Origin of the sequence: Paenibacillus yonginensis (genome assembly GCF_001685395.1) — a bacterium.
GTDB lineage: Bacteria > Bacillota > Bacilli > Paenibacillales > Paenibacillaceae > Fontibacillus > Fontibacillus yonginensis.
The window spans coordinates 1,554,965-1,567,250 of record NZ_CP014167.1 but is presented as its reverse complement, the minus strand read 5'-3'; the positions used below and the strand labels follow the sequence as shown (position 1 = coordinate 1,567,250).

10 protein-coding genes and 1 pseudogene are annotated in these 12,286 nt (G+C 50.5%); 4 read left to right on the top strand and 7 right to left on the bottom strand.

Translation table 11 applies throughout. The features are described 5' to 3' along the window. Window positions 1-6: 6 nt before the first annotated feature. Together AWM70_RS07180 and murB are read right to left on the bottom strand one after the other, a co-directional pair. Window positions 7-804, bottom strand: a complete 798-nt coding sequence (locus AWM70_RS07180; RefSeq protein WP_068695023.1) for a polysaccharide deacetylase family protein — start codon at window positions 802-804, stop codon at window positions 7-9. Window positions 805-1,014: 210 nt separating this feature from the next. Further along, entirely contained in the window at window positions 1,015-1,917 is a 903-nt protein-coding gene (murB, locus tag AWM70_RS07175) for a UDP-N-acetylmuramate dehydrogenase (protein ID WP_068695021.1), read from the bottom strand. A 219-nt stretch (window positions 1,918-2,136) separates the two neighbouring features. Between murB and AWM70_RS07170 the strand changes: the two genes are divergently transcribed. Together AWM70_RS07170 and AWM70_RS07165 are read left to right on the top strand one after the other, a co-directional pair. Then, a complete protein-coding gene (locus tag AWM70_RS07170; protein WP_068695019.1) occupies window positions 2,137-2,721 on the top strand; it encodes a CGNR zinc finger domain-containing protein in 585 nt (194 codons plus the stop codon). A gap of 157 nt (window positions 2,722-2,878) precedes the next feature. Beyond that, entirely contained in the window at window positions 2,879-3,433 is a 555-nt protein-coding gene (locus AWM70_RS07165; protein WP_068695017.1) for an HPP family protein, read from the top strand. Window positions 3,434-3,587: 154 nt separating this feature from the next. On the opposite strand, the gene AWM70_RS07160 is transcribed toward AWM70_RS07165, so the two are convergent. Then, window positions 3,588-4,178, bottom strand: coding sequence for a TetR/AcrR family transcriptional regulator (locus tag AWM70_RS07160; protein ID WP_068695015.1), 591 nt, complete (start codon window positions 4,176-4,178; stop codon window positions 3,588-3,590). Window positions 4,179-4,476: 298 nt separating this feature from the next. On the opposite strand from AWM70_RS07160, the gene AWM70_RS07155 reads away from it, so the two are divergent. Next, complete coding sequence (locus AWM70_RS07155; protein WP_068700455.1) at window positions 4,477-5,916, top strand: DHA2 family efflux MFS transporter permease subunit; 1,440 nt, start codon at window positions 4,477-4,479, stop codon at window positions 5,914-5,916. A 145-nt stretch (window positions 5,917-6,061) separates the two neighbouring features. On the opposite strand, the gene cysK is transcribed toward AWM70_RS07155, so the two are convergent. From cysK to AWM70_RS07135, 4 genes and pseudogenes are all read right to left on the bottom strand, one after another. Further along, window positions 6,062-6,985: a cysteine synthase A gene (cysK, locus tag AWM70_RS07150; protein WP_068695013.1), complete on the bottom strand. Its 924-nt coding sequence runs from the start codon at window positions 6,983-6,985 to the stop codon at window positions 6,062-6,064. Window positions 6,986-7,022: 37 nt separating this feature from the next. Continuing rightward, window positions 7,023-8,385, bottom strand: a pseudogene (locus AWM70_RS07145) (sodium-dependent transporter). Window positions 8,386-8,570: 185 nt separating this feature from the next. Next, on the bottom strand, window positions 8,571-9,764 hold the full coding sequence (locus AWM70_RS07140) for a transposase (protein ID WP_016311143.1): 1,194 nt from the start codon (window positions 9,762-9,764) through the stop codon (window positions 8,571-8,573). A 256-nt stretch (window positions 9,765-10,020) separates the two neighbouring features. After that, window positions 10,021-10,659 carry a LysE/ArgO family amino acid transporter gene (locus AWM70_RS07135; RefSeq protein WP_068695011.1) on the bottom strand — a complete coding sequence of 213 codons (639 nt, stop codon included), beginning with the start codon at window positions 10,657-10,659 and terminating at the stop codon, window positions 10,021-10,023. Between the two features lie 158 nt (window positions 10,660-10,817). Here AWM70_RS07135 and pdxR point away from each other — a divergent pair, with 158 nt between their 5' ends. Beyond that, on the top strand, window positions 10,818-12,272 hold the full coding sequence (gene pdxR / locus AWM70_RS07130; RefSeq protein ID WP_068695009.1) for a MocR-like pyridoxine biosynthesis transcription factor PdxR: 1,455 nt from the start codon (window positions 10,818-10,820) through the stop codon (window positions 12,270-12,272). Window positions 12,273-12,286: the final 14 nt, after the last annotated feature.

The following is a 12,286-nucleotide window of genomic DNA, read 5'->3' as shown; positions in this document are numbered from 1 at the left end:
GGTTCACTACAGCAGCAGCATTTGCCCGCCGGGCACCTCGGTTGCCGCTCCCTCCACACTGACCCATACAGACTGGGCAGACGGATTATGCAGAATCCGGTTGTCAGCGGATACTCGCAATCTCTCCACTGCCTGGCAATAAGAGACGATTTCGGCATTGGTAGCGTACCAGATATCGCTGCGGCCGCCTATCTTTTCCCCGAATCGGTCCACTAAATCCCACTGACCCTCTTCTTCAAATTCATAGCTGTGGCCCCAAACGTAAAACAGTGAAACGCCGGTATGCCTGGACTTCCGTTCGATAAACCGGTCAGCGTAGTCTACCATTTCTTTATGATGGCAGGTAGGGTGCCAGCGGAGCCAATCCTCCGGTAAATGGAACGAACCATGGCTGTTGACAGTTCTCGCGTATTCCATGCCCGCCGCTTTGACCAAGGCTACAACCTCGGTATTGTAAGCCCCGTACGGATAACTCATTCCTTTAACCGGGTAGCGGATCAGCTCCTCCAGAGCGAGCCGGTCCTTCCGAATTTGTTCCATAACCTGTTCCGCGGGCAGCTCAGGCAAAGACGGATGATGGACGGTATGCACGGAAACTTCATGTCCTCGGAAGAGCGGCTCAATTTCCTCCTTCTTCAGATGGCCCGCTTCTCCCAGCTTTCCGCTGTTCAGGTGAAAAGTTCCCCGAATGCCGTATTGGTTTAATTTCTGTACTAATTTATGGTCGTAATCCCGCCCGTCATCAAAGCTTACGGTCAACGCTTTGCTTAGGCCGTTTGGAAAACGATTCAATTGTATGCGCATTCAACAAACCTCCTGAACCCTCGATAGTGTCCCGGCTGCAGAAATTACGCCTCTTTCCCGAAACGGAACGCCAGCCGGTTTTGCTGGTTTCATCTTACCCCCATCCGCTGCCTTCTGGCAATGCCCCTTCACCAGGCGGACTAGACTAATTGGCCAACAAGAAGAAACGGGCCCCTATTATTGCTGAGGATCCCGCTTCCCGCCGTAAGCTTATTCTCCCAAGGTGATGACCTCGGTCTCCAGCTCAACCTGAAATTTCTCGCGCACCTTCTGCTGAATGTGTTGGATCAAATCGAGGTAATCCTGAGCGGTTGCATGGTCAACATTAACGATAAAACCGGCATGTTTGGTGGAAACCTCAGCCCCGCCGATCCGGGTTCCCTGCAGCTGACAATCCTGAATCAGCTTTCCGGCAAAATATCCCTCCGGCCGTTTAAATACACTTCCACATGATGGGTATTCCAGCGGCTGCTTGGATTCTCTCGCGATCGTCAGCTCTTCCATCTTAGCGGCAATGAGAGCCTGATCGCCCTGCTTCAGCTCAAATACCGCATCAAGAATGATATACCGGTCGCTGCGGAAAATACTTTTCCGGTAACCCAGCTCCATCTCTTCATTGGATAAATGCAGCAGTTCACCCTCACGGGTCAGTACATGAGCGCTCTTCAGCACATCCGAAACCTGTCCGCCGTACGCCCCCGCATTCATATAAAGCGCCCCTCCAACGCTGCCCGGAATCCCGCAGGCAAACTCCAGCCCGGTCAAAGCGTGGTCCAGTGCGGTTCTCGACACAGCGATAATATCGGCGCCGCTCTGCGCCTTGATTTCACAGCCGCTGACTTCAATTTGATTAAAATGACTGAGAGACAGGGTAATGCCCCGGATGCCTTTGTCTTTAATAATGGTATTGGAGCCTTTGCCCAGAATCGTTAAAGGCACTTTATTTAAACGTGCGATATCGATAACCGTTTGGATTTCGTCATTGCGTGTAGGCTGGACCAGAACATCCGCTTCGCCGCCTACCCGGATAAAGGTATGATTTCTTAAAGGTTCATCGTATTTGATCTTCTCACTTGGAATTTGATTCTCCAAATCGTACATAAACTTGCGCATTCCCAATCTCATCCTTTAAGCTTTTGTTATGGATTCTTGCTGCCCGTATTCTCAAGTATTCTCAATCCCTAATCAGTATACAGCATCACCAATAGTACACTGTTAGCCGGAATAAGAAAAGACCTGGGCTTTCATCCTTATATAAAATGATTCTACGCGCCCATTTGTGCCAAAGACGCACCAAAAATATCCATCCTAAATTAGACAGGAGATTAAGCCATGACCGATCATCATAAATTCCCGCTGCTTGCCGGTTCTCTGTCTCTTGATTTGGTCAACACCGAGCTGGTAAGACGCGGCCGCCGTTACGAGCTGCTGCTCACGGAAGCCGATTTGCTTCATTGGGTTGATACGATGCTGGGGGAAGGAACTCTCTACAAAGCAAGCCTCGGTTCCCGTAGTATTCAAACCGAACAGGAATTTCAGCAGGTTTTGGAATTCCGTGCTATTGTGCGTGAACATTTCGAGTCTATCGCGGCCGGGGAAGAAATAGCCGAAGACTTCATTGCCCTTCTGGAGCGTTCGATCGAGAAAGCTCCTTTTCAATATAAACTCCTCTCCGGCCATTTGGTGCCCGTACCCGCCGGTGAAACCGCTGCTGACGTATTGATAGCCTTGGCCGCCTATGACGCATTGTCTTTAATGGCTCAGAGCAAACTCGGCACGCTTAAACACTGCTCCAATCCCGATTGCGTGCTTCTGTTTATGGATGACAGCGGCAAGCGGAAATGGTGCTCGATGAAAATATGCGGCAACCGCAGCAAAGCTGCCCGGTTTAAAAGTCAAAAATCTTCGAATGCCTGATCTGTATATCGGCTAAAACGGCTTCCTTTGGAAGTCGTTTTTTTATGCTTTTAGACGACCTTCTCAAACACAAAAACTAACCCTTTAAATTTACATTGACAGGTTAGTTTGCCGTGGTGTAAATTAGCTTTAACAGATCACGAGAGGAAGTTGATGCATGGAAACGATAGCCGAAAATGTCCAAACGAACCAAACGAATACGATAAGCGCCTACTTTATGAAAATGAAAGGCAAAGGAAAAAGCCCCCTGCAAATTAATTACGGGGATGCTTTTACAGGATTTATTGGTGGCTTTGCCGCTATATTAGCCCTGGTTCTGCTGACAAATTACACGTCTTCCACCTGGCTCATGGCCCCGTTTGGCGCCAGCTGTGTGCTGGCCTTCGGCCTCTGGAATGCCCCATTATCACAGCCGAGAAATGTGATTGGCGGACACTTCATCTCTACCCTGATTGGGCTGCTGGCTTTATACATATTCGGAGACAGCCCCTGGTCAATCGCTCTGGCGGTAGGATTGGCGATTGCGGCCATGATGCTGACCAAAACGACCCATCCGCCGGCCGGCGCTGATCCAATCGTAGTCATTATGGGACATTTCACATTTGGATATTTATTTTATCCGGTTGTGTCCGGTTCTATCATTATTGTGCTGCTAGCTTTAATCATTAATAACCTTCGGGACAATCGGCAGTATCCTACCTTCTGGGTGTAAGCTTTATTGGCCCCTTCACATATATCTTCCCGTTCCAGCTGGGCTGTCTTAAAAGGATACATTTAATTAGCCAGCCCCAGCCCTAGATCAGAACAAAAAAACCTCCAAAACCACTATGTAAGTGGGGTTGGAGGTTTTAGCTTTGTTTAAACCCTTATTTGAAGTAATAAGGAAGCAGCAGCGAGAACTGTTTAGCCATATAACGCGGGGTGTACGGGCTATCCTGACGCAGCCATGCGCTGATCGTCCCCATTAACGCCGAGGAACAGAACCAAACCGCAAAATCTTTGGGAATATTGGCTTTAGCCAAGAAGGACCCTTCATCCATCGTTTCAATTTTGTCAGTAATCATCTCTACAATCGGACTCAATAGAGCATCCACAAAGATCGGAATCCGTTTCGATGCCAGAATCACTTTATAAATTTTCTCATTGTCCGCGATATGCTCCAGCAGACGGACCAGCATCGGCCAATCCGACTCCTCCTCAGCAGGATCGGAGAGCTCAGGACTTTTCAACAGACGGCTCAGCTCGTCCCTCATTTCGGCCGACAGCTTTTCCAGCATATCGGGAATGTCCTGGTAATGCAGATAGAAGGTTACGCGGTTGATCGTTGCGCGTTCCGCAATCCGGTTCACGGATATTTTCTCAATATCCATTTCCCGCAGCAAATCGATAAACGCCTCTTTAATTAACTGTTTTGTTCGGAGGACGCGGGGATCGACGCGAGTCGGTTTAGAGTCCATTTCATGCAGCCCCTTTCAGTTCCATGTCCTAATCTTCAATTTTAAACTACAATTTTAAATAATCTGTTGATTAACTTCCGGATGAACGACAGATCATGAAATTTTCGTAATCTAATTTACATTTTTCAAAATTCCGTCGCTTGTCAAACTTCTGCTCCCCGTTATAATCTAATTCATACCCTGTTAAGTATACAACAGTCTGTAAATTTAGTCTCGCAGTTTGAAAGGATGATTAGACTTGAGCAAGAACGACTTAGCACAAAGCAATACGATCAAGAGAGGCCCCATCTTATTTGTTATGATCTTGGGAGCCTTTCTGGCCACTCTGAACCAGACCATTATGAGCGTGGCTACTCCGGAGCTGATGACAGACTTCAGCATTTCCGCTACAACCGCCCAGTGGCTGACCACCGGATATATGCTGGTTAACGGGGTGCTCATCCCGATTACAGCTTATCTCATGCTCCGATTCACGACCCGGCAGCTGTTTCAGGCATCGATGATTTTGTTCCTGATCGGGACGATTGTTTCGGCATTCTCTGATACCTTCTCTGTTCTGTTAATCGGCCGTTTGATCCAGGCCGCCGGCGCGGGCATTATTATGCCGCTTCTGACGAATGTTATTTTAACCATCTTCCCGGTTGAAAAGAGAGGCGCCGCCATGGGGATGGTCGGCTTCGCGATTATTTTTGCCCCGGCAATCGGCCCTACGCTTGCCGGTTATATTTTGGAGAATTATGCTTGGGAGACGATGTTTTACGGCATGATTCCGCTTGCGGTAATCGTCATTGCCTGCGGCTTTATTTATTTGAAAAATGTCTCGGAAACCCAGCGTTCCAAAATGGATATCATCAGCGTTATTCTCTCGACGATCGGCTTTGGCGCCCTGCTGTACGGCTTCAGCTCGGCAGGCAGCAAAGGCTGGTCAAGCGCAGAAGTATTATGGTCCATTGCAGCCGGCGTCGTCGCCCTCGGCTTGTTCACATGGAAGCAGCTCGCTTCCCGCAAACCGCTGCTCGACCTCAGAGCATTTAAGTATAATATGTTCTCCTTGACCTTGATCATTAATATTGCAGCTACCATGATGATGTACGCCGACATGATGCTGCTTCCGCTTTACCTGCAGAACGCCCGCGGTTTTACCGCCTTGGAATCAGGCCTGCTGATGCTGCCTGGCGCTTTGATTATGGGCTTCCTGATGCCCGTTACGGGCCGGCTGTTTGACCGTTTTGGCGCTAAATGGCTGTCGATCATTGGCCTGGCGATCACCCTGCTCACCACTTTTAGCTTTACAAATTTAACGGACTCCACCAGTTATATCTTCCTGATTCTGATGTCTACGGGACGCCGGATTGGCATGGCCTTGTTCCTGATGCCGCTCCAGACAGCCGGCCTGAATCAGCTGCCTTCGAAGCTGAGCGCACACGGTACCGCCATTTCCAATACCGTTAGACAAGTAGCGGGGGCCGTGGGAACCTCCCTGCTGGTAACCGTAATGACCAGCCGCACTACAGCGCACTTGATGGATTTGATGGCCTCCGAAAATGCCGCGACTGCGGAAGCAGAGCAGCATACGGCCATGGAAGCGATGATTGAAGGGATTAACGATGCTTATCTCGTTATTCTTGGTATCGGCCTGATCGGCCTGGTGCTCTCCTTCTTCATTAAGCGGGTCAAACCCGCAGATGAAATCAAAGCGGAAGTTGTCGTGAACAAGCTGGCTAAAACGGAAGCATGAGCAAGGAGATTTGAATAAGGGAGTTTAAGCAAAGAAATTTGAGTAAGGAAGTTTGAAATCAACTTTAGCAAATAGGTTGGTTTAAACGAAAAGCCCCTTGCCTGCATTCATCATGCCAGCAAGGGGCTTCGCTATTTTGCTACTTCTATTCAAAAATACCAGAGCTTAAATACCGCTCCCCATTATCGGGCGCTATGCACAAGATTCGATGACCCGAGCCAAGCCGTTTGGCTTCTTGGAGAGCCGTCCAGACGGAAGCCCCGGAGGACGGGCCAAGGAGAAGTCCTTCCAGCCTCGCGAGCTGTCTGATCGTTTGGAGGGCGTCTTCATCCGCGACCTGAACAATTTCATCATATACTTCCTGATTCAGAATCGACGGAATGAAGCCGGGGCTTGTCCCCACCAGCTTATGCGGGCCCGGTTGTCCGCCGGATAACACCGGTGAGCCTTTCGGCTCCACCACGACCACCCGGAGGTCAGGCAGCGCCTTGCGCAGTTCTTCGCCAGTTCCGGTGATCGTACCTCCGGTTCCTGATGTGGCGACAAACACATCCAGCCTGCCGTCCATTTGCTGCAAAATTTCGCGGGCAGTCGTGCCTCTATGGGCATCCGGATTGGCCGGATTCTCGAACTGCTGCGGCACAAAACTGCCGGGAATCGAGGCATGCAGCTCCATCGCCCTGCGGATCGCGCCGGGCATTCTCTCCTCCGCCGGAGTCAGGATAACCTCAGCGCCATAAGCCTTCATAATATTGATGCGTTCCCGGCTCATATTCGAAGGCATCGTAATGATCAGCTTGTAGCCGCGTGCCGCGGCGTTCATGGCCAGCCCGATCCCCGTGTTGCCGCTTGTTGGTTCAATAATCGTCGCTCCGGGCTGCAGCCTGCCGTCCTTCTCCGCCTGCTCGATCAAGTTCCTTGCTGCCCTGTCCTTCACACTTCCGCTTGGATTGAAGTACTCCAGTTTGACGTACACCTCGGCGTCCTGTTCCCCGACAAGACGCCGTAGTTTAACGGCCGGAGTGTCACCGATTAAATCGGTAATCCGATTCACGATGGTTACAGCCATTCTTTAAACACTTCCTTGTAGAATAATCGAATTTGTATCATTCACCAGCGAATTTGATAATTCCCGTGGTGTGAAGAAGCACAAGCACGACCAGCACCGGCGCAATGTAACGAAGCGTAAAGACCCATGCGCGGAACCAGCCGGAGGTAAGACCGGCGGCTTCCCCGGCCTTTTTCCAGAAGTAGCCCGCAAACAGCGTAGTCAGCAGACCGCCGACCGGAAGAAGGATATTGGATGTGATAAAGTCCATCCAGTCGAAGAACGACTTGCCGCCGATATTCCCAAGCGAAGGAGCCAGACCAAACGACAACGCCGCCGGCACACCAAGCGCGAAGCAAAGAATGGACAGCACTGCCACCGCGGTTCTGCGGCTCCAGCCCCAGCGGTCCATCACATAGGAGACTGGAACCTCCATCAGCGATACCGCTGAGGTCAGCGCTGCGATCGCCAGCAGGATGAAGAACAATCCGCCGAAGAAAGCGCCAAACGGCATCGCCGAGAATGCGGCCGGCAGCGCGATGAACACCAGCGAAGCGCCTTGCGTCTGGTCAATACCGAACGAGAACGTCGTCGGGAAAATAATCAGACCCGCAATCAGCGCGTAAATAAGATCGCCTGCGCCGATGGCCAGCGTCGCTGAGCCTAACGACTGATTTTTATCCACATAAGCGCCGTAAGTAATCAGAATCCCCATGCCGAGGGACAACGAGAAAAAGGCATGTCCCAAAGCCACCAATGCCGATTCCGGAGACAATTTGGAGAAATCCGGATTCAGGAAGAAGGAAACGCCTTCTCCGGCTCCCGGCAGCGTAACGGCACGAACCAGCAGGATCAGCAGCAAAATAATCAGACCGGGAATGACGATTTTATTGAACCTTTCTATTCCCTTTGCAACCCCGCTTCCTACGATATAGGCTGTAAGAATCGCGGCAACCAGCTGCCAGATCATCGGAAGATAACCTCCCGTAAAGTCACCAAACTTTCCAGCAAAGTCATCACTTGTATAAAGCTGTCCGCTAAAGGACAGAACCGCATAATGCAGCGTCCAGCCTGTCACGATCAGATAGAAAGCCAAAATAATAAACGGAGAAATGACCTGCAGCAAGCCGAAGCGCTGCCAGATCCGTCCGCCGCCGGCCTTCACAAACGAAGAAGCTGCGCTGCCTCTGCCTGCACGTCCAATAGAAAGCTCTGCCAATAACACCGGAAGACCGATCACGACCAGACAAATGATAAACAGCAGAAAAAAACGCCGCTCCCCCGTATTTTCCCGTTATGTACGGGAATTTCCACATGTTGCCGAGACCAACCGCACTGCCAATGGCCGCTAAAATAAAGCCTGCAGAGGAAAACCGGTCTCCTTTTGCTGAACCTGCTTGAATCTTGTCCCTCAAATCCAAAACATCCTTCCTTACTCAATATGTTGTCTAGAAGCTTATAAGTTTCCTAATTGAGTGTTTTGCATAATTCCGTTTCAGAGAAGAAGCGATAGCATATTCACTGTCGTTAAGGGGTAATTTTCGAAAATGGTATTATATGGATGAAGAAAAGGGCAGACTTGCAGAATTTTAGAACAGCTCGTTTTTTAAGCGGCAGCCCGTTTTGAATGATGAGAAACGGCGAGCGCAGATGCAAGCAGAACAATGGCATTCAAATACTGGTGAGTTGTGACTTTCTGAATGCCCCGGACATGTGCGGCGTCTGCCGTCAAATAGGTTTTCAATCGGGAGTTGCAGCGTTCTACGCTGGTTCGTTCATTGTAAAGTTCCTTCCAACGCTTTGTATCCCGATGAGGGATGCTGTATCGCCGGAGATCATCCTTCGCATTTACTTTGACGACCATTCCATAGTTTGAAGACGAGCAGGCAGCCATGCCAAGCGGACAGTCGACTTTACCCGTGGCATGCGGGCAGCGAAATTTATGCATATCGCCGTCAACTCCCCAGTATGTCATCGCATAACCCATGGAACAGCACGGTGTTCCGTTCGAGGTCATGCCAGCAGGCGGTTCCTTCTCCCCCCGAAGATTAAGGGGAATGATGGCTTGTGCCTTGACGTTGCGGGCGGCCTCATAAACTTTCATTTGGTCGTAGCCCGCATCGAGTATGAAAAATCGTGTGCTCGTCCTGGACGCTGTTTTCTCGATCAGGCCCGGCGCCATTTCTCCATCATTGACATGCGCCGGCGTTACTTCCAAGGCGATCGGCAATTCACTTTTCGTATCGACCGCCAGATGAATTTTGTAACCAAACCATGTGATTTTATTGCCGAAGGAATCAATTTTTGCGCCCCAGTTCGCATTACCCGTTTGCTCGCTTTTGCGTTTGGGCTGCTTTTTCTCGTAAGCGCGGAGAGCGGCGCTGTCTATGGCGACGTTACTGCCTTCTATGATACCTTCCTGCTGACAGCGTGTGACCAAATCCTCAAAAAGCCGTTTTGCCAAGTCCTTTCTCGTCAGTTCTGAGAAAACTCGGCTTAATGTGGATATGGAAGGAGCTTCTCGATCCAGCGGAAGACCACACTGATAACGAAACCGGAGATCCGTATCCAAACGCTTATGCAACCCTGAAAAGGTACTTATTCCTTCAAGCGGCGCAGCCAAGAGTGCTCGTAGAATACCTTGTCTGCAGTATCCCTCAGCGCCTCGGGGTGAACGGCTTCTCAGTTCCTTGGCATACGGTCTCAGATCGAGAGAGCTGAAGAAGATCGGCAATCTCTCCTTGGGTTGAATTTTTAAAAGTTCTTCGAAGGAAAACAGACATTCTTGGAGAATATACAAAGTGACTTCCTCCATCCTTGAGGTTTTTGGGTTTGGTCACTTGAAAACTTCTCCAAGTTGGGGTGAAGTCCCTTTTTTATGTCCGAAAATCCTTACGGCTCAAGGCCTCAGATTACTGCAAAACGCTCAATTATATTTCATGATGTGAAAGATGTCAGCAAAGAATGTTTACCCATTTGAGGGCCCTTTTAAAAAATAAAGCAAGGAATGTGCATTCCCCGCTCCGTTCAGATGATCTTAATCCATAGATTCATAATTAAAGTAAACCCATTAAAGTAAATCCAATGTACAACGCGGTCCCCCAGATGATAAAGGCCGATATTCTTTGAATGCCTGCGGACAGACGTCCCGTCGAATCTATGGTGCCCAGTCTTCTGCCCAAATAAGCCAGTCCGGCGAACCAAAGCCAGGAAACTAGAACACAGGCTGCGGCAAAGGCTGCTTTGTCCATCCCGTCGTAGTTCAAGGACCCTGAACCGATCACGCCGACCGTGTCCATGATGGCATGAGGGTTGAGCAGAGAAACCGAAGCGGCAAACCCCATTTGCTGACGGGGAGTCATGACCCCTGCAGGTTTGCCCTGCCCGTCATCGGCTGACTTCGGGACGGAGAAGCTGCTCCTCCAAGTTTGCCAGCCCATATAGACTAGAAACAAGAGGCCGACAGCCATCAGCAGCGTCTTTAACCAGGGCGTGTCGAGAAGGAGTAAAGAAACGCCCGTTACTGCAAGCAAAATAAGCAGCGTATCGCAAAGAGCGGCCGTCAGCACGGCCGGAAGGGCAAGCAGAAATCGTCTCTGCTGGGCTCCTTGATTAAAGATAAATACATTTTGCACGCCAAGCGGAAGGATCAGACCCAAAGCAAGAATAAATCCGTGAATAAATGCGGTTAACAATTGAAACGGCCTCCAAAATCAAGATTGTGCATCCCTATCAGGCTGTGCACGACTCTCATTGTAACCGCAAATTACCGGCTCGTATCCAACCAATTGGATTGCTGCTGACCCAACCAACAGGTACAATGAAGAAAATATGTCCGAGGATGTGAACCTCTTTGTATATACCCGATTGGCAGCCCGACAAGCTGTCCACAATACCGCTGTATTTGCAGATCAAGCATTTTCTCCGGCATAAAATTCAAACCGGCGAATGGCCGGTCGGCAGTCGAATTCCTCCGCAGCGTGTGATGGCAGAAGCCTGGAACGTGAACCGCAGTACGATTGTAACGGCGGCCGAGGAGCTGATCGCGGAAGGACTGCTGGAAGGGAAAAGAGGCCAGGGTACGGTCGTCGTCAACAACAGCTGGTCCCTGCTCGCTTCTCCGCCGCCTCCCGACTGGAATGCCTATGTTCAATCAGGCATCCATCCTCCCAATGTTCCTGCAATCCAAATGATCAACAAAGCGGAGTTCATCCCAGGGATCATCCGGCTGGGAACAGGCGAGCCTTCTCCGGAATTGTTCCCCCGGGAGAAGATGCGGCAGGCGCTTGCCAGCCTGTCCGGGAATATCGATTCGCTCGGATACAGTGAGCCGAAAGGACTGCTGCCTTTAAGAGAGCAGATCAGCAGTCATATGAAGAGAGCCGGGATGGAGGTCTCCCCTTCTTCCATCCTGATCGTGTCCGGAGCACTTCAGGCGCTTCAGCTCGTTGCAGTCGGATTGTTGCAGCCGGGATCGTCGATCCTGCTGGAGAATCCGTCCTATCTGAACTCGCTGCATGTGTTCCAATCTGCCGGAATCGGGCTGACCGGTCTTCCCATGGATGAGAAGGGAATTTGCGTGCAGCGGGTTGAGGAACAGAAGAAGAAGCAGCAGGCTGCGCTTCTTTATACCATCCCTTCTTATCAGAACCCAACTGGTCTGCTAATGCCAGCCTCCAGGCGATTGGAGCTCTTAAAGGCATGCGAACAGGTTCAACTGCCGATCATAGAAGACGATGTGTACCGGGATTTGTGGTTTGACATCCCTCCCCCGCCCCCTCTTAAAGCGATGGATAAGAAAGGACTTGTCCTCTATATGGGCAGTACCTCAAAGACGCTCAGTCCAGGTTTGCGGATCGGCTGGGTGGCGGGACCCGAATCCGTCATCGACCGTTTGGCCGACATTAAAATGCAGACCGATTACGGCTCAAGTTCATTGTCCCAATTAACGGTTGCCCAATGGATGTCCGCCGGATACTATCAGGAGCATCTTGAACACCTTCGGATGGAATTGAAGAGAAGACGTGATTTTATGCTAGAATGGCTTGAGCGGGATTTCGGGGATCTGGCGGTGTGGGAGATTCCGCAGGGAGGATTTTACATCTGGCTTCGGCTGCTTCCCGCCCTTTCGATGGCCAAGCTGTTTGAAACGGCATTGGAGCGGGGAATTCTGCTGAATCCCGGCTATCTCTACGACCGGAACGATCACCGTCATCTGCGATTGTCCTACGCTTATGCTTCATTGCCTGAGATGGAACACGGAATGAAGCAGCTTGCCCGGATCATCAGACTATTGGCAAATGGCTAGAACGGAAGCCAAAC